Genomic DNA, 25,918 nt, shown 5'->3' with positions numbered 1-25,918 from the left:
TCCCCCTGGCCCGGTCGGGCCGTCAGGCCGAGCCGGTGTCCTTGTCCGTCTCGGCCGCCTTCTCGGCCTTCTCCGCCTCGGCCGCCTTCTCCGCCTTCTCGGCCTCGGCGGCCTCCGCCTTCTCCGCCTTGGCGGCAGCGCGGCGCTCGGCGTCGGCCTTCTTCTTGTCGTCGGCGATCTGGCGCTTGGCGGCGGTCGCGTAGATGTCCACGTACTCCTGGCCGGAGAGCCGCATGATCTCGTACATCACCTCGTCCGTCACCGAACGGAGGATGAAGCGGTCGTTCTCCATGCCGTGGTAGCGGGAGAAGTCGAGCGGGCGGCCGATCCGGATGCCGGGGCGGGTGCCGAAGTTCGGGACCACCTGGCCGGGCGGCTGCACCTTCTCGGTGTCGATCATGGCGACCGGGATGACCGGGGCGCCGGTGGCCAGCGCGACGCGGGCCAGACCGCCGACCTTGCCGCGGTACAGCTTGCCGTCGGGCGAGCGGGTGCCCTCGGGGTAGACGCCGAACAGCTCGCCGCGGTCCAGCACCGCGATGGCGCTGCGGATCGCGGCCTCGCCGGCGCCGCGCACGCCCGAGCGGTCCACCGGCAGCTGGCCGACGCCCTTGAAGAAGGCGGCGGTCAGCCGGCCCTTGAGGCCCGGGGTGTTGAAGTACTCGGCCTTCGCGATGAACGTGACCCGGCGCTTGATCAGCGCGGGGAAGAAGAACGAGTCCGAGAAGGACAGGTGGTTGCTCGCAATGATCGCCGCACCCTCGGTGGGGATGTTCTCCTCACCCTCGATCCACGGCCGGAAGAAGATCCGAAGCAGTGGCGCGACGATCATCTTCATCAGTCGGTAGAACAACCCGGGCCTCCTGTTATGCGGACCGGTCGATCCTAATGCCCCGCGACCCCCCGCTGTGCCCGGCCCCGCCGAAGTGTGTGGTGCCCGGCCCCGTCGGCGGGGGTGTACGACCCGGCTCGGGGCGTGGGACGATGCGGATTCCTGCAGCTTCCCGTTCAGCGTTCCTCCCCCAGCGCCACCCGCCCGCGAAGGAGTCCGCCATGCCGTTGCTGCCCGGTGCCGAACCGTACCGCCACCACGGCGGACCGGTGGGGGTCCTGCTCTGCCACGGCTTCACCGGGTCGCCGCAGTCGCTGCGCCCGTGGGCCGAGGAGCTGGCCGCGGCCGGGTTCACCGTCTCGCTGCCGCTGCTGCCCGGACACGGCACCCGCTGGCAGGACATGCAGCTCACCCGCTGGGAGGACTGGTACGCCGAGGTCGAGCGCGAGCTGCTGGCGCTGGCCGACGAGTGCGAGCGGGTCTTCGTCTTCGGGCTGTCGATGGGCGGGGCGCTGTCGCTGCGGCTCGCCGCGCTGCACGGTCCGACGGTGTCCGGGCTGGTGCTGGTCAACCCGTCGGTGCGCTCGGACACCCCCGCGAGTGTGCTGCTTCCGGTGCTGCGCCACCTCGTCCCGAGCCTGCCCGGGATCGCGAACGACATCGCCAAGGACGGCGCGACCGAGCTCGGCTACGACCGGACCCCGCTGCACGCCGCCTGGTCGCTGAGCCGGCTGTGGCAGGAGGTCCAGAGCCGTCTGCCGGAGGTGACCCAGCCGGTGCTGCTCTTCCACAGCCCGCAGGACCACGTGGTCTCGCCGGCCAACTCGGAACTGGTGCTGGCCCGGATATCCTCGACCGACGTGACGGAGCGGCTGTGCCAACGCAGCTTCCACGTCGCGACGCTGGACCACGACGCGGCGGAAATATTCGCGGCCAGCCAGGACTTCATCCGACGGCTGGCCCCCGCGCACGCGGCGGGCGCAACCCGGGTCGAATCGGATGATCACCATGGCTGAAGGGCCGGAAGTGCACGAGAGCAGCACGGCGGGCGGCGGGGACGAGGCTCCCCGCGAGGACGGCGCGACGAACGACGGCGGCACGAGGGACAGCGGCACGAGGGACGGCGCGACGAACGACGACGGTACGAACGACGGCGCCCGGGGCGGTGCGTCGGCGGACCGGACCGGCGCGGACGGCGCCGTGACGCCCGCGTCCACATCCGCCTCGGCGTCGGCGTCGGCATCGGCATCGGCGGCCGCGTCCTCGGCCGGGAAGGACGCCGCCGAGGACGCCGCCGGACCGGAGGCCCCCGCCGAGCCCCGGCCGCGCCGCGCGCCCGAGCGCAGCCAGGCCGAGCAGGACGAGATCTTCGCCGCCCTGATCGCCCAGTTCGACGACCCGGTCGACCTCAACAACCCCGACTGGCCCGAGGTCGAGAACCTCCGCGCGCAGAACGAGCTCAAGGGCGGCTACAAGGACGGCACCGGCGCCCACGGCGGCGACGACCTCGCCGACCTCGCCCCGCAGCCCCGCCCCCGCTCCGGCCGACCGGTGATGCCGGCCGCCGGCGCCGGCCCGCGCGACTTCGAGCTGGACGAGGAGACCGACGAGGACCACTACGTCCCGCCGGAGCCCCCGCCGCTGCCCCCCGCCGACGTGACCGCCAAGTTCGCCTGGCTCGCCGTGCTCGGCGGCCCCGCCCTGCTGCTGATCGACGCGGTGGTCTGGCGCGAGATCTCCGGCTGGCCCGCCTGGGTCGGGATCACCGCCTTCCTCGGCGGCTTCGTCACCCTGGTGGCCCGGATGCGGGACCGCGACGAGGACGAGCCGGAGGATCCGGACAACGGCGCGGTCGTCTAGGACCCGGCGTCGGCCCGCAGGCGAGGGTGTGAGGACGGACCCCCGTCAGCCCTCGGGGAGTTCGAGCACCGCGAGCACCGGCAGGTGGTCGGTCGCGGCCCGCAGGTCGGCCTCGGTGACACCGGGCAGTCCGTGCGGCACCCCGCAGCCCAGGACGGCGATCCCGGGCGTGGCGAAGACGGCGTCGATCCGCTGGTAGGGGCGCTCGGGTACGGAGGTGTACTCCCCGCCCCAGGGCGCGGTCGGGTACCCGTCCTGCAGCCGGGAGGCCAGCAGCTGCCAGCCCGGCCCGTCCGGGTGCTCGTTGAAGTCCCCTGCCACGACGCCGTGTTCGGTGATCCCGAGCTGGTCGAGCAGCAGCTCGAACTGCCCGTACCGCTCCTCGGCGTCGAGGCTCAGGTGGCAGCTGGTGAGGGTGAACGGCGCCGTGCCGGGCAGCCGCAGCAGCGCGGTGGCGAAGCCCCGGGCGTGCAGGCCGCGGGTCTTGGGCAGCAGCCGGTCGTGCACGCCCAGCACGTCCACCGCGCCGGGCCGGCCGAGCAGCAGCGGCCCGGCGGCGGTGCGGCCGCCGCCCGCCAGGACGACCGTGCCGGTGCTGCGGGCCAGCCAGGCCGCCTGGCCCTCGGGGCGCCAGTAGCGCGGTGACTCCTGGATGCAGACCACGTCGGGCGCGCAGGCCCGGATCACCCAGGCCAGCGCCCGCCGGTCGTCCCGCAGCGAGCGGATGTTGTAGCTGAGCAGGCGCAGCCGCCGCGGGCCGCCCGGCGGCAGCGGTTCGGCCGTCACGGCGCTCGGAGCGGTCGTGGTCGCTGCGGGCGTGGTCGCCTCGGGCGTGGTCGCGGCGGTCATGGCCCTCCCTGTACGTCGTCACCGGGTGCGTCGTCACCGGGTCCGACCGTACGCGGCGGGGGCCGGACGTGCGACGGCGGCGGTGCGTCCGGGATCGGTCGGGGCCCGGTCGCACCGCCGTCGGCGGGCTGGGAGGGGGCAGGGGTGCGCCCCGGAGGTGAAGGGGAGGAGCGGCTACGCGGGAATGCGGGCGAGGTCCGCCGCACCGACGATGCCGGCGGCGGAACCCATCGAGGCCAGCACGACCTCGGCGCGCGGGCGGTGCACCCCGCCGGTCAGGTAGTGCTCGAAGGCCTTGGCGACCGGGTCGAGCAGCAGGCGGCCGGAGTCGGAGACGCCACCGCCGAGCACGAAGACGCCCGGGTCGAACAGCGCGGCGAGGTCGGCCATGCCGCGGCCCAGCCAGTCGGCCAGCTCGGCGTAGCACTCCAGGGCGAGCGGGTCGCCGTCCTCGGCGGCCTCGGTGATGTGGATGCCGCGGATGGTCTCGGCGACGCCGTCGTTGAGCTCCAGCATCCGCCGGCCGCGCACCGGGTCGGCCGCCGCCTTCTCCCGGCCGTAGCGGCGCAGCGCCCGGCCGGAGCCGTACTGCTCCCAGCAGCCCTTGCCGCCGCAGCCGCACTGCAGGCCGTCCGGGACCATGTTGAGGTGGCCGATCTCGCCGGCCACGCCGAAGCGGCCGCGGTGCAGCCGGCCGTCCAGGACGATGCCGCCGCCGATGCCGGTGCCGACGGTGATCAGCACCATGTCCTGGTGGTCGGCGGCCGCACCGAAGCGGAACTCGGCCCAGGCGGCGCAGTTGGCGTCGTTCTCGACCACCGTGGCGAGGCCGGTGAGCTCCTCGACGCGGCCGCGCAGCGGCTCGTTCTCCCAGTCGATGTTGGGCGCGAAGATCACCGTGGAGCGGTTGCTGTCGACGAAGCCGGGGGCGCCGACGCCGACCGCGGCGACGCCGGGGTGCTGCTCCTTGAGCTCGCGCACGGCCTGCGCGATGGCATCGACCGCCCACTGCGGGTCGGCCGGGGTGGGCACCCTGGTCCGGGCCAGGATCGCGCCCGCCTCGTCGACCACGCCTGCCGCGATCTTGGTCCCGCCGACATCGACGCCGATGGTCAGAGCCATGTGTCCCTCAGCTATTCACTCGTTCCCGCTGGACGGAACGGTACCGCCCAAGTCCGCTCCCGTACACAGCCTCGCATACATTATTCGAAGACAATTCTGGCGCAACCTGGCCGCGATGCTTCAAAAGTCGTACCTAGACTCCTTCTTAGTGACGCACGAGAGCAGCGCGATCACCCTCCGAAAGATACGGTTTCACTGCTTGGCGGACGGCTCGTCAGACCCGTGAGGCCCGTCAGGCCTCGCGCCCGGCCGGCCTCGGGCTCGTCAGGCCTCGGGCCCGTCCAGGTCGATCTTCTCGGCGGCCGCGCTGCCGCCGGCGGTCCAGCGGCCCTCGTGCCCGACCACGGCGGCGCGGTAGGCGGCCAGCAGCTCGGCGCCCGCGGCGGCGATCCCGGAGCCGGCGGCGGCGAGGTGGCCGTAGACCTCCGGCTGCTGGGTGCGCAGGCGGTCGGCGAGGCCGGCGAGGGTGATCAGGGTGGTGGCGCTGGTCTCCTGGGCCTTCTCCCCGAGCGCGGTGGCGAACCGGCGCACCTCGTCCACCAGCGGGCCGAGCTCCGGCCCGAACGGGTGGGCCTGACCGTCGGCCTCCGGCCCGGCCTGCCCGTCGCCCGCCCCGGTACCGCCGCCCGCGGACTCGGCGCCGCCGCCGACCGGCTCGGCGTGGTCGCGGGCCGACTCGGCGCGGTCGCCGACGGGCTCGGTGCAGTCGTCGGTGGTGGTCATCGCGGGCGCCTCCTCAGCCGTGGCCGCACCCCGCGGCCCTCCGGCCCGACGCTACCCGACCGGCCGTACGCCCCGGAAAGGCCGCACGGCCCGTCAGCCCTGCGGCCAGAGCGCGGGGTCGGGCGCGAACCGCACCGAGAGCACCCCGTCCAGCAGCCCGGCCCCGGCCACCGTGCAACGGCGCAGCGCGGAGGGCAGGGCGAGCACCCGGCGGTGGGTACCGAGGCCGACCACCAGGTCGTCGCCCCGGCGGACCAGGTCCAGCTCGGCCCGGTCGGCGCCGGGCAGGTCGAGGTGCCAGACCAGCAGGCCGTCCGCGGCGAGCCGGTCCTCGACCGTCCAGGGTGCCGGGGCGAGCCGCTCGGGGCCGGGGCCGTCCCCGTACAGGCGGTCGGCGACGGCCTCCAGGGTGGCGTCGGCCAGGCCGGCGACCAGGACCGGGGCGTCGGTCCCGGCGGCGAGCCCGGTCAGCTCCTCCTGCCGGCGGCGGGCCAGCGCGGCCAGCCAGGGGTCGGGCGAGGAGACGGCGGCGTCGGGCAGGGCGCCGTGCACGACCACGGCGTCCGGCCGGTGCCCGTGCAGCGCGAGCCCGGCCCGGATCCGGCGCAGTTCCTCGTACGGGTGGCCGTCGGCCGGGACGACCAGGCGGACGCTGGTCCCGGGGTCGGTGATCGCGGCGCGGGACTCGGCGAGCGCCGCGGCGGCCTTGCCGCGGCCCTCGTACAGCCAGTCGGCGGGCATCGGGACCCCGGCCAGTCCGGCCAGCAGCGGTCGCAGCGCCCGGGCGGCCTGCCGCTGCTCGGGGACGAGCCGGTCCAGGTAGCGGGCCAGCTGCTCGGGCAGGGCGAGGGTGGCGATCAGCTCGGCGGGCGGCGGGGCGAGCACCACCAGGACGTCCTGGTCGGCGGCGGGCAGGGCGCGCAGCAGGGCGAGCCGGGCGATGCCGGGGAGGGCGGTGAGCTCCTCGGGGTCGAGCTGTTCGGCGCCGAGCAGGTCGAGGGCGGGCTTGAGCCGGCCGGTGAGCTCGCCGACGGCGTAGCGGAAGGCGGCCTGCTCGTCGATCCGGGAGACGGTCAGGCCCGGCGCGTAGCCGAGCGGTTCGGGCTCCAGCCGGGTGCCGAGGGCGGAGTCCAGCGCGCGGTGCGGGTCGTCGGCCGCCAGCAGCCAGGTTCGGTGGCCGCGCCGGGCGGCGTGCAGGGCGGTGGCGGCGGCCACCGCGGGCGCGCCCGCGTCGCCGCTGACCAGGATGGTGCGTGTCGCCGTCATGCCGTCGGCCCCCGTTCCGCGGTGTCAGCCCTCGACGCGCTTCTTCAGTCCGGCCAGGGCACGGTCGATGATGACCTTCTCGGCCTTGCGCTTGATCATGCCCAGCATCGGGATCTTGACGTCCACGGCGAGCTGGTAGGTCACCTCGGTGCGGCCGCCGGACAGCGGGGCGAGGGTGTAGGAGCCGTCCAGCGAGCGGAGCATCTGGCTGCGGACGAGGGTCCAGCTCACCTCGCGGTCGCCGTCCCAGGTGTAGGCGAGGACGTGCTCGTCGCGGATGGCGCCGGCGTCGAGCAGCAGTCGGACCTGGGTGGCGCGGCCGTCCTCGCCGGTCTCCAGGACCTCGATCTCCTTGACCTCGCCGGTCCAGGCCGGGTAGGCGGCGAAGTCGGCGATCACGGCCATGACCGTGGCCGGGGTCGCGTCGATGGTGATGCTCGACCTGGTGTGCTCCGCCATGGAATGGCCCTCCGCGTCGTCCCTACTGCCTGCCGGTCCGTCCGGGACGCGCTCGGCCCGGTCCGCCCGGAGCAGGCTATCGCGACCGGGGATCCCCTCGGCCGCGCGGTCGGTGCCCGGCGAGCGGCGGCGGGGCATGCTACCGGCCGGTCACCACGGGGCTACCGTAGGGTGCCATTCGAACGACCTGGTCACGGCCTGGTCGGACCAGGCCGGGTGTGACACTTCGAACACCGGGCCCGACCCCCCTGGCCGAAGCTGCCTACCGGGCAGTAACGTCCTGCCGTCCCGCAGCGTCGCGAACGAGGAGCAGTCTTGCTCGACTTCAGCCTTCCGGCCCTCTACCAGGTACCGAGCGGCGGTAACCTCTCCGACCTCGTGCACCAGAACGCCGAGCGGCACCCGGACGTCGCGGTCCTCAGCCGCAAGGTGGACGGCCAGTGGCAGGAGTTGACCGCCGCCCAGTTCCTGGTCGAGGTGCACGCCGCCGCGAAGGGCCTGATCGCCACCGGCATCCGCCCCGGCGACCGCGTGGGCATCATGTCCCGCACCCGGTACGAGTGGACGCTGCTGGACTTCGCGATCTGGTCGGCCGGTGCCGTCACCGTGCCGGTGTACGAGACCTCCTCCGCCGAGCAGGTCGAGTGGATCCTCGGCGACTCCGGCGCGGTCGCCGTGATCACCGAGACCGACCAGCACCGCACCGTGGTCGAGGAGGTCCGCGACCGCCTCCCGGAGCTGAAGCACACCTGGCAGATCGAGCAGGGCGGGATCGCCGCGCTGGCCGAGGCCGGCCGTGAGGTCTCCGACGAGACCGTCGCCGAGTACCGCTCGACCGCCACCTCCGACTCGATCGCGACCATCGTCTACACCTCGGGCACCACCGGCCGCCCGAAGGGCTGTCAGCTGACGCACGGCAACTTCATGGCCGAGTGCGGCAACATCGTCGATCGCCTGGCCCCGCTGTTCCGCACCGGCGAGAGCTCCGTCCTGCTCTTCCTGCCGCTGGCCCACGTGCTCGGCCGGATCGCCGAGATCTGCCCGGCGATGGCCCCGATGAAGCTCGGACACGTCTCCGACATCAAGGACGTCACCGCCGAGCTGGCCGCCTTCAAGCCCACCCTGATCCTGGGCGTGCCCAGAGTCTTCGAGAAGGTCTACAACACCGCCCGCGCCAAGGCCCAGGCCGACGGCAAGGGCAAGATCTTCGACAAGGCCGCCGAGACCGCGATCGCCTACAGCCGGGCACTGGACGCCGGCGGCGCGGGCCTGGTCCTGCGGCTCAAGCACGCGGTCTTCGACAAGCTGGTCTACAGCAAGCTGCGCGCCGCGCTCGGCGGCCGGGCCACCCACGCCATCTCCGGCGGCGCCCCGCTCGGCGAGCGCCTGGGCCACTTCTACCGGGGCATCGGCTTCACCGTCCTGGAGGGCTACGGCCTGACGGAGACCTGCGCGGCCACCACCTTCAACCCGTGGGACAAGCCGAAGATCGGTACGGTCGGCCAGCCGGTGCCCGGCGCTTCGGTCAGGATCGCCGAGGACGGCGAGGTGTTCTTCAAGGGCCCGCACGTCTTCACCGGCTACTGGAACAACCCGCAGGCCACCGCCGACACCCTCAAGGACGGCTGGATCGCCACCGGCGACATCGGCTCGCTGGACTCCGAGGGCTACCTGACCATCACCGGCCGCAAGAAGGAGATCATCGTCACGGCGGGCGGCAAGAACGTCGCCCCCGCGGTGATCGAGGACCGGATCCGGGCCCACGCCCTGGTCGGCGAGGTCATGGTGGTCGGCGACCGCAGGCCCTTCATCGCCTGCCTGGTCACCGTCGACCAGGACTTCTTCCCGAAGTGGAAGGAGCTCAACGGCAAGCCCGCCGCCGCCACCGTCGCCGACCTCGCCCAGGACCCGGACCTGCTGGCCGCCCTGCAGACCGCGGTGGACGACGGCAACGCGGCCGTCTCGCACGCCGAGGCGGTCAAGAAGTTCCGCGTGCTGAACACCGAGTTCTCCGAGGAGAGCGGCTACCTGACGCCCTCGCTGAAGCTCAAGCGCAACGTCGTCCTGCAGGACTTCGCGGCCGACATCGAGGCGATCTACCAGAAGTAACCGGAAGTCACCGGAAACGACGACGGCCCCGCCTCCCGGGAAGGAGGCGGGGCCGTCGTCGTGTCAGGCCGCCAGCAGCGAGGTCAGCCGCCCGGCCAGCAGGTCCCAGCGCCAGGAGCGCTCCACCCACCGCCGCCCGGCCTCGCCCATCCGCCGGCGCAGCTCCTCGTCGCGCAGCAGCCGCACGATCCGCTCGGCCGACGCCGCGGCCGAGCCGCCGGGCACCACGTACCCCGTCTCGCCCTCCAGCACCGCGTCAGGGGCGCCCCCGGAGTCCCCCGCGACCACCGGCAGGCCGGTCGCCGAGGCCTCCAGGTAGACGATGCCCAGGCCCTCGACGTCCAGCCCCCCGCGCCGGGTCCGGCAGGGCATCGCGAAGACGTCCCCGGCCCCGTAGTGGGCGGGCAGCTCCTCCCACGGCACCGAGCCGGTGAACCGCACCGAGTCCCGGACGCCCTTGGCGTCGGCCAGCTTCTCCAGGTCCGCCCGGTACGGGCCGCCGCCGACGATCAGCAGCACCGCGTCCGGCACGTCGGCCAGGATCTGCGGCATCGCCTCGATCAGGGTGTCCTGGCCCTTGCGCGGCACCAGGCGGGAGACGCAGACCACGACCGGCCGGTCCGCCAGTCCGAGCCGGCGGCGGACCTCGGCGCCCCCGGAGCCCGGGTGGAAGGTCGTCTCGTCCACGCCCGGCGGCAACTGCACCATCCGGGCCGCGGCCTGCGGCCCGACCGCGGCGGCGATCCGGGAGCGGGTGTACTCGCCCAGGTAGGTCAGCACGTCGGTGCCCGCGCCGATCCGGCGCAGCAGCTGCCGGGAGACCGGCAGCTGGGCCCAGGCGGCCTCGTGCCCGTGGGTCATGCCGAGCAGCCGTCCGGCGCCGGCCCGGCGCAGCGTGGGCGCCATCAGGCCGAGCGGGGCGGCGGCACCGAACCAGACCGAGTCGCACTTCTCGGCGCGCAGGATCTCGGCGGCCCGCCGGGTGACCCGGGGTGTGGGAACCATCACCTTCGTCCGGTCCCGGATCACCGGGAACGGCTGCTCGGAGTCAAAGCGCCGCACCTCGCTGCCGTCGCGCCAGGTCGAGGCGTACACCACGATGCTTCCTGCGGGCTGACGGACGGCCATGTTGTGCACGAAGGCCTGGATACCTCCCGGTCGGGGCGGGAAGTCATTGGTGACGATCAAGGTTCTGTGCATCAGGCCACGGCTCGCTCGGTCGGGGGGTGCTCGGTGTACCGCTGGGTGATCCGTACGATAGGTCAACACCATGGCCCGCCGGGAACGGAAGCGCGCACGGCAACCGTTTGACCGCCGGGTCAGTCCTAGTACCTAGGCCGCCGTGCGACGCGGCCCGGGCGTCCGTCAGTACGACGCCTCCGGTGAGGACGTCCGAGACGAACGAGGGAGCGCAGTGGAATTGGCCCCGGCCACCGAGCCCGGTTCTTCGCGCGGCCGCCTCGGCCGCCCGCTCGGGGCGCTGGCCGCGCTCGGCGCGACCTGGGTGGCCACCCGCACCGTGCTGGTACTGCTGATCACCGGCGTGCTGAAGTCCCCCGGCGGCGACGTCACCGCCGACGTGTGGATGATCTACCACGCCTGGTACGGCGTGCTGCAGACCGGCACCTTCCCGTTCGACGACGTGACCTGGCAGTACCCGCCGGGCGCCGCCCTGGTGATCCTGCTGCCGGGTCTGCTGCCCTGGTCGTACCTGGTCTCGTTCTGGGTGATCTGCGGGATCGCCGACGCCGCCGCGGCCGCGCTGCTGATCCGCACCGGCCTGCGCCGGGGCCGGGCGCTGACCGGCGCCTGGATGTGGGTGGTCGGCGTCCCGCTGCTCGGCCCGATGATCTACAACCGCTTCGACATGATCGTCACCGCGGTCGCCCTGGCCGGCCTGCTGGCGCTGATCCGCCGCCCGGCGGTCGGCGGGCTGCTGCTGGGCCTGGGCGGCATCGTGAAGGTCTGGCCGCTGCTCGGCCTGATCGGCACCCCCTCCGGCCGCCGGACCCGCCGCTCCTGGACGCTGGCGGGGGCCACCGCCGTCTCGATCGGCTTCCTGCTCGCGGCCGGCATGAACGGCGCCTTCGACTTCCTGGCCTTCCAGAAGGACCGCGGCATCGAGGTCGAGTCGGTCGGCGCGCTGCCGCTGCACGTCGCCCGGATCGCCGGGGGCTGGGACGGCCGGGTCACCATGAACTACGGCTCCCCCGAGATGCTCGGGCCGTGGGTCGGCGTGATCAGCAAGGTGATGATGGCCGGCACCGTGCTGGGCTTCCTCTGGCTGCTGCTGTGGCGCTTCACCTCCAAGCGCCGCAACGCGGCCACCATGTACGACGCGGCGCTGTGCGCGCTGCTGATCTTCGTGGTGACCAGCCGGGTGATCAGCCCGCAGTACCTGGTCTGGCTGGTCGGCGTCGCGGCGGTCTGCCTGACCGTGCGCGGCACCAGCCAGCGGCCGGTGGCGCTGCTGGTCCTGCTCGCCTGCCCGCTGACGCTGGTCGAGTTCCCGACCATGTTCACCCAGGTCCTGGCGAGCGACCCCGGCGCCGTCACGGTGCTGGCGCTGCGCAACCTGCTGCTGCTGGCCGCCACCGTGCTCTCCTGCGTCCGGCTCTGGCGCTCCACCCGCGGCGAGGCGCCGCTGCCCGCGACCGTGGTGCTGGACCGCGAGCCGGCCGCGCTGCCGGCCGCCGGCTACCCGGTGCGCCCGGGCATCGCGTACGAGCAGGACCTGCTGGACGGCATCGACCACCTGGGCACGCCGGCCGAGCCGCGGCGCTGACGCTGCCGCTGCGGCCCGCCGGCCTCAGTCCTTCAGCGCCGCCACCTCGTCCAGCCAGAGCCGGGTGAACTCGGCCAGGCCGACGCCCAGTTCGGCGCGCAGCAGCCGGTCCGTGCGGCGCTCGCGGTCCTCGCCCTGCCCGTCGTCCGCACCGACCGCCCGGTAGAAGGCGACCAGCCGCTGCGGCCCGTTGCGGCGGGCGATCAGCTCGCAGGCGAGCCAGGACTGCTCGTAGGCCTGGGCGATGCCGGTGGCGCCGGCGGCGAAGTCCCGGTCGGCGGGCAGTTCGGCGGGGAGTCTCCCGGCGGCGACGTCCCGGGCCAGCTCGGGGGCGATCTGCTGCGGGCTGCGGCCGCTGTCGCGGTAGGCGGTCCAGTCGGCGACGCCCTCGGAGAGCCACAGTGGTGTCCAGGCCCGGGTGTCGGACCTGGTCGCGACGTGGGTGGCCTCGTGCGTGACGACCACCTGCCGGCCGAAGTCGCTGAGCCGACCGTACGCCTCGGGGTTGACCAGCACCCGGTCCGCCGGGGTGTTCCGGGGCGCGCCGGGGGCGGCCACGGTGACCGCCGCCATGCCCGCCCAGCCGGCCGGGTCGCCCTCCAGCAGCCGGGCGAACCGCTCCTCGGTGGCGGGCAGTTCGAGCAGCAGCCGGCCGGGCCAGGCGTCTCCCCAGACCTCCGCGACGGCGGGCACCGCGCGGTCGGCCACCGCGACCAGCCCGGCCGGGTCGGGGCCGTCGGCCGAACCGAGCACCAGGCTGTGCGTGCCCGGCGCCGATCGCGCGGGGCCGAAGTCCCAGAGCGCCGGCAGCCCGTCGGCGCTCTCCTCGCTCTCGACCCGCCAGCCGTCCGCGGCTGCGGCCAGTTCGATCCGGCGCGGGTACACCACGGGGTGGTCGTCGTACCCGGCGATCCGCACCGCCAGGTCGGCCGCGGCGGTCAGCCGGTCGGGCCCGCCGCCCGCGGCGAGCACCAGGTTGCGGTACGCCGCCTCGGCCACCGGCAGCCCCGACCGGGCCGACAGCGTCCGCGCCCGCTCCGCCAACACGGCCGCCACCTCGGCGCGCCGGTCGGCGGCCGGCCGGGCCGGTGCCGCCGCCGGGGCGAGCGGCGGCAGCGACAGCTGGGCCAGCCCGCCGACGGCGAGCAGCAGCGCACCCCGCCGGGACAGCGCGCGGCGGGGTATGTGCACCGGAACGGGTCCGGCGGGGCCGGACTGCGACGCGCTCAGAGCCGGACCACCCCCGAGACCGGCATGGCGTTGACGCTCTCGTAGCGGACCTTGGCGCCCGGGTAGGGGGCGTGCACGATCACGCCACCGCCGGCGTACATGCCGACGTGGTGCATGTCCCGGTAGAAGATCACCAGGTCTCCCGGTCGCGCTTCGGAGAGGTTAATCCGCCGGCCGGCGTACGCCTGGGCCTGCGAGGTGCGCGGCAGGGTCACTCCGGCCTGCCGCCAGCTGTAGTACATCAGACCGGAGCAGTCGAACGCGCGGGGCCCGGTGGCTCCGTAGACGTACGGCGAGCCGATCATCCGCACCGCGGCGGCCAGCGCGGCCGCGCCGCGCTCGGAGGCGGGCGGGGCGGTGCCGAGGTCCAGCCGGTCGGTGCCGCGGGTGGCGCGCTGCTCGGCGTCCCGGGCGTCCTGGGCGGCCATCCTGGCCCGTTCGGCGGCTCCGAGGCCGTTGAGCAGCTTCTGTGCCCTGGCCAGCCGCTGCTGGATCTGCTGCTTGCCGTCGGCGAGCGAGCGGCGGGCCTGGTCCAGCTCAGCGAGCTTGCCGGTGGCCTCGGTCCGCCGCTGGTCGAGCCGGCGCTGGCGGATGACGAGCTCGTGCAGCGTCTCCTGCTGCCGCTGCGCCGCCTGGCCCATGGTGCGGGCGCGGGCGAGGTAGCCCTCCGGGTCGGAGGACAGCATCAGCTGCGCGGTCTGGGTCATCCCGCCGCCGCGGTACTCGGCCCCGGCCACGGTCGCCAGGTCGCCGCGCAGTTCGTTGAGCTGGTCCTGGGCGACGGCGATTTCGCCCTGCAGGATCGTGGTCTCCCCCTGGAGCCGGCGCTGGGCCTCCTGCGCGGCGTTGTACTGCTCGGACGCCTGCTCGGCCTCCTCGTAGAGCTGCTCGACCTGCGCCTGGACGTCCTTGCGGTCGGCCGGGTCCGGGCTGCCGGGGGCGGCGTGGGCGCCGCCGCCGGTCGCCACGCCCAGCGCGGTGGTGGCGGCCGCCGTCAGCACCAGCGCACGGGCGAGCAGTTGGGAACGGCGGTGCACGGGCATGGCGGCAGCGGCTCCAATCCTGCGGCGCGGCCCCCGCGGCCGCCCATGGCGGGCGGCCGTCGAGCGGGAGTCCGGTGGCAGACGTTAGCGAGTCCGGGCAAGCGAGTCCAAACCCCACCGGACCCGAATATTTGACCCGTAATCGGACATTGGCCCGAGCGGCCGCCAACGCCGCAGGCCCGGCCTTCCGTGGTGGAAGGCCGGGCCTGGGAGGAGCCGAGGTGGGGTCAGACCCGCACGATGCCGCTCAGCGGCATGTTGGTGACGGCCTCGTAGCGGACCGAGGCACCCGGCTTGGGAGCGTGCAGCACCTGGCCGTTGCCGGCGTAGATGCCGACGTGGTGGGCGTCCCCGTAGAAGATCAGCAGGTCGCCGGGCTGGGCCTGGGACAGGTCGGTGCCGATCCGGGTGCCGGCGTGGGCCTGCTCCTGCGAGGTGCGCGGCAGCGACACGCCGACCTGGTTGAACGCCCAGACCATCAGGCCGGAGCAGTCGAAGGAGCTCGGGCCGGTGGCGCCCCACACGTACGGGCTGCCGACCTTGGAGGCGGCGGCCGAGAGGGCCGCGCCGCCGCGCGAGCTGCCGGCGACGATCGGCTTGACCGGCGTGGACGACGGCGTGGAGATGTCGGTGCGGCTGTTGTCGCGCGAGGCGCGGTCGGCGTTCTGCTGCGCCTTCGCGGCGGCGTCGGCCTGGGCCTTGGCGTCGGCGGCGGCCTTCTCCTCGGCCGCGCGCAGCGCCTGGCGCTCCTGCTCGGTCAGGGTGTTGAGCAGGTCCTGGGCGGCCTTCAGCTTGGTCTGGACCTCGTCCTTGGAGGCCTTCAGCTGCTGAGTGGTCGACTCCAGCTCGGCGAGCTTGCCCTGGGCCTCGGTGCGGTCCTGGTCGAGCTTGCGCTGCTGCTCCTGGAGCTGCTTCAGCTGGTTCTTCTGGGTGTCACCGGCCTGGTTCAGCGCGCCGGCCTGGTTGAGGAAGCTGTCCGGGCTGGACGAGAACATCAGCTGGACGGTCGGGGATATGCCGCCGTTGCGGTACTGCTCCCCGGCGATCTCGGCGAGACCACCCTGCAGCTCGGTCACCTGGGCCTGCTGACGGGCCACCTGGTCCTGCAGACCGGCGACCTGCTTCTCCAGGGTCTGCTGCTTCTCCTGGGCGGCGTTGTACTGCTCGGTCGCCACCTCGGCCTGCTCGTTGAGCTGGTCGACCTGCTCCTTGACCTGGTCCTTGGTCGGCTGCGGGTCGGCGTGGGCACCGGACTGCGCGGAGAGGGCGACGGCAGCGGCGGCGACACCGGTCAGGATCGAGACCCGGGCGCGACTGGCTGGCTTGGGACGACGATGGGACGCCACGAAGGCGGGCTCCTTCTTCCTACGTCCGCCTACCGGGTGAGCTGACGGGTTCGGGCCGGAAGCATGCCCTACGACGCCTCACGGCCGTTCCAGCGGCCGACCTGGCGCCGATTCACCCCGGAGGAACGTGGTTCCCCGGCTCCGCTCCGCAGCGCCCCCGACCACTGGGCTCCCCTGTCGGGCAGTCGCTTCGACCTGCCCCGCTGCCTTGCGAACTCGACGGTAACCACCGCCGCCACCCTGGCTGGGTGATCGACAGTGCGGTGGTTCGGGGCACGACCCTAGTAACTGAACCGTGATCGGTTCAAATCCTTGTCAGAAAAAAGACGGAAGATTACCCAAGTTCTTTTGTGAAAATGACCGATGGTGATCGCGACCGCACGCAAGGCTGATCAGGTCTCACCCGTCCGCCGCGAAACGGTCGAAAACCCGAACGCCACCCCCGTCGGAGGTGGCGCGGATCACAGGGGCCGTCGGGGGCCCTCCGGCGTGTCGGGCCGTCAGACCCGGCGAATGGTGTTGATCGGCATCGCGTCGGCCTTCATCACCTTCACCACGTCACCGGTGTGCGGCGCGTGGACCACCATGCCGTTGCCGATGTACATCCCGACGTGGTGCATGTCGCCGCCGTAGATGACCAGGTCGCCGGGCTGGGCCGCGGCCAGTCCGGGCACCGCGGTGCCGTAGTGGCCCTGCTCCTGCGAGGTGCGCGGCAGCGAGACGCCGGCCTGGCCGTACGCCCAGAGCATCAGACCGGAGCAGTCGAAGGTGCTCGGGCCGGTGGCGCCCCACACGTACGGCGAGCCCTGCTTGCTCATCGCCTTGGCGACGGCCACCGCGGCGTACCCGCTGGCCGGCGGCAGGTTGCTCAGGTCGACCCGGTCGCTGCCGCGCGAGGCCCGGTCGTCCTGCGCCTGCTGGGCCTTCAGCGCGGTGCGCTCGGCGGCGCTGAGCGAGTTCAGCAGGTCCTGGGCGGCCTGCAGCTTGGTGTTGACGTCCGCCTTGGCCTGGTTCAGGTCCTTGGTGGTGCTGTCCAGCGAGGCCAGCACGGCGGCCGCCTCGGTCTTCTCCTGGTCCAGCCGGCGCTGCTCGTCCAGCAGCGACTTGAGCGCCTCGGCCTGGGTGGTGCTGGCCTGCTGGACGGTGGAGGCCTTGTCCAGGTAGCCGGACGGGTCGGAAGAGAGCATCAGCTGGACGGACGGGTCGATGCCGCCGCTGCGGTACTGGTCGCCCGCCACCTCGGCCAGGCCGCCCTGCAGCTGGGTCATCTGCTCCTGGCCGCGGGCCACCTGGTCCTGCAGCTGGTCGGCCTGCTTGCGCAGCTGGTCGGCCCGCTCCTTGGCGCCGTTGTACTTCTCCGCCGCCTGCTCCTGCTCCTCCTGGAGCTGGTCGATCTGCGCCTTGACGTCCGTCTTGTTCGGCTGCGGCGCGGCGTGCGCGGCCACCTGGGCGGAGAGGGCGACCGCGGTCGCAGCGGCAGCGGTGAGCACGGAGACCCGCGCGCGGCTCGGCTGCTTGGGACGGCGGTGGGAGGCCAAGGGACCGGCTCCTTCTTCCAACGGACTCACCCGATCGGATGAGATACCGGAAAATAGGTTTGACGCCAGACCCTAGTGCGGATCTATCCGCTTTGCCACTCCCCCGAAGGCGTGAACTCCGTTCCCCACACCGACTTCACCACACCCGCACACCGTCGCGGACACGACGCTGACCAGGTGTCATCCTACCGGGCCGACGCTCAGGGCCGCGCCAGCCGGTTCAGCAGCAGCACCGACGCCACCGGGCGCGCGCCCGCCTTCCGCACGCCCTCCGCGACCTCCCGGTCGGCGGAGACCACCACCACCGGACGGCCCTGCGGCTCCGCCCGCACCAGACGGCGGATCAGCTCGTCCGCGGTCTCCCCGGTCCGGCTGAACCGCACCCGGACCCCGCGCGGCGGCGCCATCATCACCGGAACGTCCAGGTCCTGCCCGTCGAACACACAGGTGACCTCCGCCTGGGTGCGCTGGGCCAGCATCGCCAACCCGCCCAGCAGCCGGATCCGCTGCTGCTCCAGCGGCAGCGTCGGATAGCCGGTCTTGGTCACGTTGTAACCGTCCACCACCAGGTGCACCTGCGGGATCGCCAGCAGCTGGTCCAGCAGCGCCGGGTCGTCCTCGGCCAGCCCCCGCCGCGCCACGTCGTGCGGCGAGGCCGCGCCCGGCACCACCGCCTCCACCAGGTCCGCCGGGCGGATCTGGGAGACCGGCAGCGCCAGCTCCCGCTGCAGGCCCTGGGCGGACTGCAGCACGGTGTCCAGCAGCAGCCGCAGCCGCATGTCCTCGACGCTGCGCCCCTCGCGGGCCGACCGGCGGCCCTGCTCGGCGGCGTTCTCCAGTTCGGACACCCGGTGCTTGAGCCGCCGCGCCTCGGTCTCGGCCGCGCCGCGCTCGGCCGCGCCCTGCGCCTTCGCGGCCTCCAGCTCCCCGGCCACCCGACGCGTCTCGGCCTGCGCCCGGCGGGTGTCGCTCTCCAGCGACCGCACCTTCTTGCGCAGCGACTCGGCCTCCCGCCGGACACCCTCGAACTCCGCGCGCTGCCGGTCCAGGTCCGCCCGCGCGGTGGCCCGCACCTCGGCCAGCTCGGCCTGCAGCTTCTCCACCAGCCGGGCCGCCTCCGCGGCCGCGTCCTCGGCGCCGGCCCGCTCGGCCTCCTCGCCGGCCTCGGCGACCAGCCGGCTCCAACCCGCCGAGCGCACCAGGTAGGCGGCGGCGGCGACATCCATCGGATCGGCGGCGCCGGGGACGCTTCCCGACTCCAGCGCCCTCACCAGGTCCGGCTGCCCCAGTCGCAGCCGCTCCGCTATCCGCACCCGGAAGGCCGGCTCCGCCTCCAGCGCGGCCGCCAGCGCGGTGGCCGCGTACTTGGCGCGCCGCGCGGGGGTGAACTTCACGTACTGACGCAGGCTCTGCGGGAGCTCGCCCGGCGGCAGTCCGCCCAGCGCGTCCGAGGCCAGCCCGACCACGCGTCGGCGCACCCCCTCGGGCAGCGGCCGGTCCAGCTTCTCGGCGCCACGCTCCGACGCGGACTCGGAGACATCGGAGGAGTCGGACGGGCCGGACTGATCGGACGGGTCGGACGAACCGATCTCCGCCTCGACGGCCTCGGGGCCGACGGCCGCCGCGTCGACGGCGCCGGGCACAGCGCCCTCCGCCGGCCCGGTCCCGGCGTCCGACACCTGCGCCTGCGCAGCGGGCCGAAGCCCCTGCGCTTCGCCGGGCTCCTTCGCTGCGTCCACCACGTCCTCGGCTCCGATCCTGTTTTCCGGCGGGGTACGGCCGCGACCCCCCGTCGTCACGCTCCGTGCGTCTTGTTCTTGTTCTGCATTGTCCGGCGTGGCGGACGGGCGCGCCGCGCACCGCCCGCCGCACCGGCGAGGATCAGCCCTGCTCGGCCGGGGCCTCCGCGCCCTCGGCGCCCGGACGGGCCACCAGCTCGACCTGGTCGACGGCGTTGCACCAGCGGCAGCGCACCGACTCGACGGTCTCGCTCAGCACCTCGGTCTCCTCGACCTTGGAGTCTCCGGCCAGGTCGAAGTGCAGGAACTCGGTCACCCGCGCGGTGCGGGTCACGTCGAACCGGGTGAGATTGCCACACAGCGTGCAGCGCCAGCGCGTCTCGGCGGTCAGGGCGGGGACGGTCATCGGGGGGTCCTCTCGGGTGGTCCCTGCGTGGGCCAGGCGCTCCCCCCGGAGCCCCGGCGTCGGCGGCGGGAGGCGGGAATGCCCGCCCCAAGCCTATTGCCTGGGGCAACCGTCGCGACCACCGGTCAGCGGAATAGCGGGGCTAGTCCACCTGCCGTAAACCGCCGTGTCACCTGCGGCGCCCGGAGGGATGCTTGGCCGCATGGCGCTCGCGGCCCCCGACCACACCGCCGCGCGGGGCGGCCGGCCGGAGGTGGCCGCCCCGGCGGTCACGTATGCGCTGATCGCCGTCAACACCCTGGTCTTCCTCCTCGGCCCGGCCGCCGGGCTCAATCCGCTGTACGGCACCGGCCGGACCCGGGTCTGCGCGGAGCAGCGGTACGAGCAGCGCTGGGGCGCCGTTCCGGCCGAACTGCTGACCGGACGGCCGCTCACCGCCGAACAGTTGACCGAGGCCCCCGACCCGGTTCCCGGCTGCCCGGCCGCCCCGACCCCGGGCAAGCACCCGGCCCTGTCCGCCCTCACCGGCCTCTTCCTGCACGCCGGCTGGCTGCACCTGCTGGGCAACCTGCTCTTCCTCCACGTCTTCGGCCCCACCGTCGAGCGGCGGCTGGGCCGGGCCCGGTACGCCGTCTTCTACCTCGCCGCCGGCAGCCTGGCCACGTACGGCTTCGCGCTCGCCGAGGCGCACTCGCCGGACTGCACCCGGGTGCTCATCGGAGCCTCCGGTGCGATCTCCGCCGTCCTGGGCGCCTACCTGCGCTTCCACCCGCGCGCCCGGGTGACCACCCTCGTCCCGCTGCTGTTCTTCCTGCCGCTGCGCTTCCCGGCCTGGCTGGTGCTCGGCCTCTGGTTCGCGCTGCAGTGGTGGTCGGTGCACTCGGCGGGCCCCGGGGTGGCCTACCTGGTCCACGTGATCGGCTTCTCGGCCGGCTTCCTCTACGCCTGCACCCTGGCCCGCAACCCCCCGCGACGGCCCGGCTGACGCCCGATACGCTGGCGGCACCCCACAAAGGAGCCCGAACAGTGATCACCGCCATCGTCCTGATCAAGACCAGTGTCGACCGCATCCCGGAGATCGCCGAAGCCATCGCCGCCATCGAGGGCGTCAGCGAGGTCTACTCGGTGACGGGCGGGTACGACCTGGTGGCGATGGTCCGGGTCCGCCGCCACGACGACCTGGCCGAGGTCATCCCCGGCCGGCTCAACAAGGTCCCGGGGGTGGCCCACACCGAGACCCAGATCGCCTTCCGCACCTACTCCCAGCACGATCTGGAAGCCGCCTTCGCCCTCGGCCTGGACGAGTAGCGGAGCGCCCGCGCTCAGCCCTCCCGACGCGTGTCCACGACGCAACGCCCGCCCTCGTTGCGGTAGTTCCACGCCGCGCCGTCCGTGACCAGCTCGCGGACGGCGGCGAGGAAGCGGTCGATGTGCTCGTCCGGAGTCCCGGCGCCGAAGCTGACCCGGATCGCGTTCAGGCTGCGCTCGCCCGGCAGCGAGGGGTCCGGAGCGCCACAGCTGGACTCGACGGCGGTGGCCTCGTCGTCCAGCAGGGTGCGCACCAGCGGGTGGGCGCAGAAGAGGCCGTCGCGGACCCCGATGCCGTACTCGGCGGACAGCGCGGCCGAGAAGTGCGAGCTGTTCCAGCCCCGGACGACGAAGGACAGCACGCCCACCCGGGCCGAGCCGGCGCCGAACAGGTTCAGCACCTTGACCTGCGGAACCTCCGCCAGCCCCGCGGTGAGCCGGTCGACCAACTGCCGCTCGCGGGCCTCCAGCGCGTCGAAGCCGGCCTCGCCCAGCGCACGGCAGGCCGAGGCGATCGCGTAGGCGCCGATGACGTTCGGCGAGCCGGCCTCGTGCCGGGCCGGTCCGGTCTGCCACTGCACGGCCACCGAGCCGTCCGCCTCCCGGGCCACCGTCCGGGTCGCCCCGCCGCCGGCCAGGTACGGCTCGGCCGCGTCCAGCCAGTCCGCCCGGCCGGCCAGCACCCCGGCGCCGAACGGCGCGTAGAGCTTGTGGCCGGAGAAGGCGATCCAGTCGACGTCCAGCTCGCGCACCGAGACCCGGTGGTGCGGGGCCAGCTGGGCGGCGTCCAGCACCACCCGGGCGCCGTGCCGGTGCGCCGTCCCGGTCAGCTCGGCGACCGGCCAGAGCTCGCCGGTCACGTTGGAGGCGCCGGTGACGCAGAGCAGCTTGGGGCCCTCTGGCGCCTCGGCGAGCGCGGTGTCCAGGGCGGCCACGGCCTCGGCCCGGGAGCGCGGCGCGCGCAGGTAGGTCACGTCCAGTCCGGCGTGCGCCCAGGGCAGCAGCGAGGCGTGGTGCTCGGTCTCGAAGGCGAACACCCGGGTGCCGGCCGGCACGGCGGCGGCCAGCAGGTTGAGCGAGTCGGTGGTGGCCCGGGTGAAGACCACCTGGTCGCCCTCGCGCAGGTCGAGGAACTCGGCGACGGTGCGGCGGCTCTGCTCGAAGAGGTCGGTGGACAGCTGCGAGAGATACCCGGCACCGCGGTGCACGCTGCCGTAGTACGGCGCGTAGGCGGCGACGTCGTCCCACACCCGCTGCAGCGCCGGCGCGCTGGCCGCGTAGTCGAGCGCCGCGTAGCCGACCTTCTCACCGCTGGCGAGCGGGACCCGGACGTCGGAGCCGAGCACGGCGAGCGGGGAGCAGATTTCGGTCGAAAGGGACATGAGGATGCACTCCTTCAAGGGCCTGGGACCCCGGGAGTGCCACTCGTCGGGTGTCCGCGCTTGTCGCACGGACGGTTTGCCGTGGCGACCCGGTCCTCACCCAGGGCACCCCGCCACGGACGGAGGGTTGCCGGACAGCAAGCTGGGGCTTGACGCTGTCACTCATGACCTGGCGCCGACTCTAGGGTCGGGTCCGGCGGGTGGTCAAACGGGCATCCACCATCCGGACAGCCGAGAAGCCCGCGCCGGTCGTTCCGGCACGGGCTCCCGACTACCGCTTCAGCTACGGCTGGTGGCCTCCGACCAACGCCGCAGCAGCTCCTGCGCGGTGCCCGAGTCGATGGCCTCCGCCGCCCGCGCCATGCCCGCCGCGAGCTGCTCCACCAGCGGCGCGTCGCCCAGGTCGAGCGCGACCAGCGCCGCCGCCGTGTTCAGCAGGACGGCGTCCCGCACCGGCCCGCGCTCCCCCGCCAGCAGACGGCGCGCAACCTCCGCGTTGTACGCCGGGTCCCCGCCGCGCAGCGACTCGATGCCGACCAGCTCGATGCCGACCTCCCGCGGGTCGAAGGAGGTCTCGGTGACCACCCCGTCGCGCACCACCCACACCCGCGAGGTGGTGGTGATGGTCAGCTCGTCCAGCCCGTCGTCGCCGCGGAAGACCAGCGCCGTCGAGCCGCGCCGGGCGAGCACCCCGGCGATCAGCCCGGCCAGCCGGGTGTCGAAGCAGCCGATGGCGTGGGAGGTGACCTTGGCCGGGTTGGTCAGCGGGCCGAGGATGTTGAAGGCGGTCGGCACCCCGAGGTCGCGCCGGGCGGTGGCGGCGTGCCGCATCGAGGGGTGGAACTTCGCCGCGAAACAGAAGGTGAGCCCGACCTCCTCGGCCACCTCGGCGACCCGCCGGGCGGAGAGGTCCAGCGCCACCCCGAGCTTCTCCAGCACGTCCGAGGACCCGCTGGAGGAGGAGGCGGCACGGTTGCCGTGCTTCACCACCTTGGCACCGGCCGCCGCCGCGACGATCGCCGACATCGTGGAGATGTTGACGGTCTTCGCCCGGTCGCCGCCGGTGCCGACGATGTCCACCGCCGGGCCGGCGATGTCCAGCGGCTCGGCGTGCGCGTACATCGCGTCCACCAGGCCGGTGACCTCGTCGACCGTCTCGCCCTTGAACCGCAGCGCGATCATGAAGCCGGCCACCTGGGCGGGGGAGGCCTCGCCGCTCATGATCCGGTCCATCGCCCACGCGGTGGAGGAGCGGTCGAGGTCCTCCCCCTTCAACAGCGCCGTCAGGAGATCCGGCCAGGAGCGGACCACCTGCGCGGGGTCGCTACCGCCGTTCGCAGGGTTCACGTTCACCATGGCTGACTCCAGCTGTCGTCTGTCCCCCCGCTCCGGGGGGCGTCCGTACGGATGGAGCCAGCCTATCGACCGGCGGGGCCCCCATGGCCCCGTCTTCTCTAGTACTGAGACGCCGCCGCTCAGCGGGCCGCCGGTGCCCGCTTGGCCACCCGCGCCCGCAGCAGGGTGGCGACCGCCTCGGCCAGCGCCACCGGGTCCACCGGGTGGGAGATCGCGGCGTCGGCCCGGCTCCAGGCGGCGAGCCAGGAGTCCTGCGGCCGGCCGATCAGCACCAGCACCGGCGGGCAGCCGTAGATCTCGTCCTTCAGCTGGCGCCCGAGCCCCAGCCCGCCGGCCGGGACCGCCTCGCCGTCCAGCACGCAGAGGTCCACGCCGCCCTTCTCCAGCGCCTTGAGCACCGCCGGGGTGGTCGCGCACTCCAGGTAGGACAGCTCCGGAAGATCCTCGGCGGGCCGACGGCCGAGCGCCGTCAGCACCTGCTCGCGGGTGTTGCGGTCGTCGCTGTAGACGAGGACGGTGAGCGTCTCATCGGTCGTGTACGCCATGGACCCTGCTCCCTCAAGTGTGATCCGGACCACGTTCGCCTGATCCGGATGCTACTCCCGATCACCCTCCGCCGAGTGCCCCTCGCGCACGTTCCTCCTCAAGCCGCCGCGCCCTGGTCTCACCCTCCTGGAGGACGGCCCGTCACCCGGACCCGCCCGGTCCACCCGTACGGCCGACCCCGGGCCCACTCCCCTACCTCCCGCGGCTGCTCCGACCGTGCAGCGACGCGCCGGGCAACGGGGTCGTAGAGTGCTCCGAGGAACCGTCAGAAAAGGGACACGCCGCTGCTCAGCCCCCGTCCGGCCACCATGTCGACCCCCAAGCGGGCATACCGCACGCACCGGACACTCCGAGGGACACCCCCCGGCGTGAAGACGGAATAAGGGACCGACATAATGTCCGTCGTGGCGACAGCAACAGCAGTAGAAACCGGGCACGCGCACGGATCGGTCAACCGGCCGAACATGGTCAGCGTCGGAACGATCGTCTGGCTCAGTTCCGAGTTGATGTTCTTCGCGGCCCTCTTCGCGATGTACTTCACGCTCCGCTCCGTGAAGGGAGCCGAGTTCTGGACCGAGAAGGCCCACGCCCTCAACGTGGCGTTCTCCTCGGTCAACACCACCGTCCTGGTGCTCTCCTCGCTCACCTGCCAGCTCGGCGTGTTCGCCGCCGAGCGCGGTGACGTGAAGAAGCTCCGCATGTGGTTCATCATCACGTTCGTCATGGGCGCGGTCTTCATCGGCGGCCAGGTCTACGAGTACACCGAGCTGGTCAAGAAGGATGGTCTGTCGCTGTCCTCCGACCCGTACGGCACGGTGTTCTACCTGACCACCGGCTTCCACGGCCTGCACGTGACGGGTGGTCTGATCGCCTTCCTGCTGGTCCTGGGACGGACGTACGCAGCCAAGCGCTTCACGCACGAGCAGGCCACCGCCGCGATCGTCGTGTCGTACTACTGGCACTTCGTCGACGTCGTGTGGATCGGCCTGTTCGCGACCATCTACCTGATCAAGTAACCAGCTGATCAGGTCGCTGGCCACCGGCTGCGGCCCCCGCCCTCACCGGCGACGGGCCGCTTCTGCCGGTGCCGACGCTCCCACCGACCGACCGCGCGCGCAGCCCTAGACAGGCAGCCTCGTGCCGGCCAGACCGGCCGCCGGGTGCACCCACCAGTCGACCAGATCCTGACACCGGGGTTATTCCGTGAAAAAGCTCTCCGCACGACGGCGCCACCCATTGGCGGCGCTGGTCGTCCTACTTCTCGCCCTGGCGGCAACCGGGGGGCTGTACGCCGCGTTCGCTCCCGCCGGCAAGGCGCAGGCCGACGTCGCCGCGCAGTCGCTCGCGATCGATGAGGGCAAGAAGCTCTTCGCCGTCGGTTGCTCCTCCTGCCACGGCCTGAACGGCCAGGGCAGCAGTGACGGTCCGAGCCTGGTCGGCGTCGGTTCCGCCGCCGTCGACTTCCAGGTCGGCACCGGTCGCATGCCGGCCCAGCAGCCCGGCGCCCAGGTGCCGCGCAAGAAGGCCATCTACACGCAGGCCGAGATCGACCAGCTCGCCGCCTACGTCGCCTCCCTCGGCCCCGGCCCGGTGATCCCGACGGAGGAGCAGTACACCTCGACCAACCCCGACGACATCTCCAAGGGTGGCGAGCTGTTCCGCACCAACTGCGCCCAGTGCCACAACTTCGCCGGCCAGGGTGGTGCCCTGACCAAGGGCAAGTACGCCCCGTCGCTGGAGGGCGTGGATCCCAAGCACATCTACGAGGCCATGCAGACCGGCCCGCAGAACATGCCGTCGTTCCCGGACACCACCATGCCCGAGGAGCAGAAGAAGCAGATCGTGGCCTTCGTCCGCCACACCACTAGCGACGAGCCCAACCCCGGCGGTCTCACGCTCGGCAGCCTCGGTCCGGTGACCGAGGGTCTGTTCGGCTGGATCTTCGGTCTTGGCACGCTCATCGCGGTCGCGATCTGGGTCGCCGCCCACACCACCAAGGCCAAGAAGTCATGAGCCACG

At 73.3% G+C, this 25,918-nt stretch carries 24 protein-coding genes and 2 riboswitches; of the genes, 8 read left to right on the top strand and 16 right to left on the bottom strand.

What is annotated here, in order from left to right; genetic code table 11:
• Nucleotides 1-22: 22 nt before the first annotated feature.
• Nucleotides 23-853: a lysophospholipid acyltransferase family protein gene (locus ABTY56_RS13800; protein WP_350628961.1), complete on the bottom strand. Its 831-nt coding sequence runs from the start codon at nt 851-853 to the stop codon at nt 23-25.
• A 200-nt stretch (nt 854-1,053) separates the two neighbouring features.
• On the opposite strand from ABTY56_RS13800, the gene ABTY56_RS13795 reads away from it, so the two are divergent.
• Both ABTY56_RS13795 and ABTY56_RS38830 read left to right on the top strand, forming a co-directional pair.
• Nucleotides 1,054-1,848, top strand: coding sequence for an alpha/beta hydrolase (locus ABTY56_RS13795; RefSeq protein WP_350628960.1), 795 nt, complete (start codon nt 1,054-1,056; stop codon nt 1,846-1,848).
• Nucleotides 1,841-2,692, top strand: coding sequence for a hypothetical protein (locus ABTY56_RS38830; RefSeq protein ID WP_502893101.1), 852 nt, complete (start codon nt 1,841-1,843; stop codon nt 2,690-2,692). Before ABTY56_RS13795 ends, ABTY56_RS38830 begins: the two co-directional genes overlap by 8 nt.
• Before the next feature lie 45 nt (nt 2,693-2,737).
• Here the strand turns inward: ABTY56_RS38830 and ABTY56_RS13785 are convergent, their stop codons facing one another.
• From ABTY56_RS13785 to ABTY56_RS13765, 5 genes are all read right to left on the bottom strand, one after another.
• Nucleotides 2,738-3,541 carry an endonuclease/exonuclease/phosphatase family protein gene (locus ABTY56_RS13785; protein ID WP_350628959.1) on the bottom strand — a complete coding sequence of 268 codons (804 nt, stop codon included), beginning with the start codon at nt 3,539-3,541 and terminating at the stop codon, nt 2,738-2,740.
• 174 nt (nt 3,542-3,715) lie between these two features.
• Entirely contained in the window at nt 3,716-4,663 is a 948-nt protein-coding gene (locus ABTY56_RS13780) for an ROK family glucokinase (RefSeq protein ID WP_350628958.1), read from the bottom strand.
• Between the two features lie 264 nt (nt 4,664-4,927).
• A complete protein-coding gene (locus ABTY56_RS13775) occupies nt 4,928-5,386 on the bottom strand; it encodes a DUF5304 family protein (RefSeq protein WP_350628957.1) in 459 nt (152 codons plus the stop codon).
• Between the two features lie 93 nt (nt 5,387-5,479).
• Nucleotides 5,480-6,652, bottom strand: a complete 1,173-nt coding sequence (locus tag ABTY56_RS13770; RefSeq protein WP_350628956.1) for an ArsA family ATPase — start codon at nt 6,650-6,652, stop codon at nt 5,480-5,482.
• A gap of 24 nt (nt 6,653-6,676) precedes the next feature.
• Nucleotides 6,677-7,111 carry an SRPBCC family protein gene (locus ABTY56_RS13765; RefSeq protein ID WP_350628955.1) on the bottom strand — a complete coding sequence of 145 codons (435 nt, stop codon included), beginning with the start codon at nt 7,109-7,111 and terminating at the stop codon, nt 6,677-6,679.
• A gap of 315 nt (nt 7,112-7,426) precedes the next feature.
• Here ABTY56_RS13765 and ABTY56_RS13760 point away from each other — a divergent pair, with 315 nt between their 5' ends.
• A complete protein-coding gene (locus tag ABTY56_RS13760; protein ID WP_350628954.1) occupies nt 7,427-9,220 on the top strand; it encodes an AMP-dependent synthetase/ligase in 1,794 nt (597 codons plus the stop codon).
• Nucleotides 9,221-9,283: 63 nt separating this feature from the next.
• Here ABTY56_RS13760 and ABTY56_RS13755 read toward each other — a convergent pair whose 3' ends face one another.
• Nucleotides 9,284-10,420 carry a glycosyltransferase family 4 protein gene (locus tag ABTY56_RS13755; RefSeq protein ID WP_350628953.1) on the bottom strand — a complete coding sequence of 379 codons (1,137 nt, stop codon included), beginning with the start codon at nt 10,418-10,420 and terminating at the stop codon, nt 9,284-9,286.
• Nucleotides 10,421-10,634: 214 nt separating this feature from the next.
• Between ABTY56_RS13755 and ABTY56_RS13750 the strand changes: the two genes are divergently transcribed.
• Nucleotides 10,635-12,005, top strand: coding sequence for a glycosyltransferase 87 family protein (locus ABTY56_RS13750; protein WP_350628952.1), 1,371 nt, complete (start codon nt 10,635-10,637; stop codon nt 12,003-12,005).
• Between the two features lie 24 nt (nt 12,006-12,029).
• On the opposite strand, the gene ABTY56_RS13745 is transcribed toward ABTY56_RS13750, so the two are convergent.
• The 6 genes from ABTY56_RS13745 to ABTY56_RS13720 all read right to left on the bottom strand — a co-directional run bounded on the left by ABTY56_RS13745 (nt 12,030) and on the right by ABTY56_RS13720 (nt 19,307).
• Nucleotides 12,030-13,196, bottom strand: a complete 1,167-nt coding sequence (locus ABTY56_RS13745; protein ID WP_350628951.1) for a hypothetical protein — start codon at nt 13,194-13,196, stop codon at nt 12,030-12,032.
• 35 nt (nt 13,197-13,231) lie between these two features.
• Nucleotides 13,232-14,278, bottom strand: coding sequence for a C40 family peptidase (locus tag ABTY56_RS13740; RefSeq protein WP_350628950.1), 1,047 nt, complete (start codon nt 14,276-14,278; stop codon nt 13,232-13,234).
• 227 nt (nt 14,279-14,505) lie between these two features.
• Entirely contained in the window at nt 14,506-15,624 is a 1,119-nt protein-coding gene (locus ABTY56_RS13735) for an NlpC/P60 family protein (RefSeq protein ID WP_350628949.1), read from the bottom strand.
• Between the two features lie 10 nt (nt 15,625-15,634).
• Nucleotides 15,635-15,788: riboswitch (cyclic di-AMP (ydaO/yuaA leader) on the bottom strand.
• Nucleotides 15,789-16,124: 336 nt separating this feature from the next.
• Nucleotides 16,125-17,162: a C40 family peptidase gene (locus ABTY56_RS13730; protein ID WP_350628948.1), complete on the bottom strand. Its 1,038-nt coding sequence runs from the start codon at nt 17,160-17,162 to the stop codon at nt 16,125-16,127.
• Nucleotides 17,163-17,362: 200 nt separating this feature from the next.
• Nucleotides 17,363-18,751 carry an NYN domain-containing protein gene (locus tag ABTY56_RS13725; protein ID WP_502893109.1) on the bottom strand — a complete coding sequence of 463 codons (1,389 nt, stop codon included), beginning with the start codon at nt 18,749-18,751 and terminating at the stop codon, nt 17,363-17,365.
• A 292-nt stretch (nt 18,752-19,043) separates the two neighbouring features.
• Nucleotides 19,044-19,307, bottom strand: a complete 264-nt coding sequence (locus ABTY56_RS13720; RefSeq protein WP_350522539.1) for a hypothetical protein — start codon at nt 19,305-19,307, stop codon at nt 19,044-19,046.
• A 202-nt stretch (nt 19,308-19,509) separates the two neighbouring features.
• On the opposite strand from ABTY56_RS13720, the gene ABTY56_RS13715 reads away from it, so the two are divergent.
• Nucleotides 19,510-20,292 carry a rhomboid family intramembrane serine protease gene (locus tag ABTY56_RS13715; RefSeq protein ID WP_350628947.1) on the top strand — a complete coding sequence of 261 codons (783 nt, stop codon included), beginning with the start codon at nt 19,510-19,512 and terminating at the stop codon, nt 20,290-20,292.
• A gap of 41 nt (nt 20,293-20,333) precedes the next feature.
• A complete protein-coding gene (locus tag ABTY56_RS13710; protein WP_030240061.1) occupies nt 20,334-20,615 on the top strand; it encodes an Lrp/AsnC ligand binding domain-containing protein in 282 nt (93 codons plus the stop codon).
• A gap of 14 nt (nt 20,616-20,629) precedes the next feature.
• On the opposite strand, the gene ABTY56_RS13705 is transcribed toward ABTY56_RS13710, so the two are convergent.
• From ABTY56_RS13705 to ABTY56_RS13695, 3 genes are all read right to left on the bottom strand, one after another.
• Nucleotides 20,630-21,997, bottom strand: a complete 1,368-nt coding sequence (locus tag ABTY56_RS13705; protein ID WP_350628946.1) for an aminotransferase class V-fold PLP-dependent enzyme — start codon at nt 21,995-21,997, stop codon at nt 20,630-20,632.
• A gap of 51 nt (nt 21,998-22,048) precedes the next feature.
• A riboswitch (SAM riboswitch) is annotated at nt 22,049-22,167 on the bottom strand.
• Nucleotides 22,168-22,276: 109 nt separating this feature from the next.
• The gene (trpD, locus tag ABTY56_RS13700; RefSeq protein WP_502893108.1) at nt 22,277-23,350 is read right to left on the bottom strand and encodes an anthranilate phosphoribosyltransferase; all 1,074 of its coding nucleotides are present in this window, start codon (nt 23,348-23,350) and stop codon (nt 22,277-22,279) included.
• 122 nt (nt 23,351-23,472) lie between these two features.
• Nucleotides 23,473-23,898, bottom strand: a complete 426-nt coding sequence (locus tag ABTY56_RS13695) for a response regulator (protein ID WP_350628944.1) — start codon at nt 23,896-23,898, stop codon at nt 23,473-23,475.
• A 396-nt stretch (nt 23,899-24,294) separates the two neighbouring features.
• Between ABTY56_RS13695 and ctaE the strand changes: the two genes are divergently transcribed.
• A complete protein-coding gene (gene ctaE / locus ABTY56_RS13690; protein WP_350522544.1) occupies nt 24,295-24,915 on the top strand; it encodes an aa3-type cytochrome oxidase subunit III in 621 nt (206 codons plus the stop codon).
• Nucleotides 24,916-25,102: 187 nt separating this feature from the next.
• A complete protein-coding gene (gene qcrC / locus ABTY56_RS13685; protein WP_350628943.1) occupies nt 25,103-25,912 on the top strand; it encodes a cytochrome bc1 complex diheme cytochrome c subunit in 810 nt (269 codons plus the stop codon).
• Nucleotides 25,913-25,918 lie beyond the last annotated feature (6 nt).

This window comes from Kitasatospora sp. NPDC097691, assembly GCF_040302665.1.
In the GTDB taxonomy this organism is placed as follows: Bacteria; Actinomycetota; Actinomycetes; order Streptomycetales; family Streptomycetaceae; genus Kitasatospora.
The sequence above is the reverse complement of the archived record's forward strand: the minus strand, read 5'-3'. Positions and strand labels throughout refer to the sequence as shown.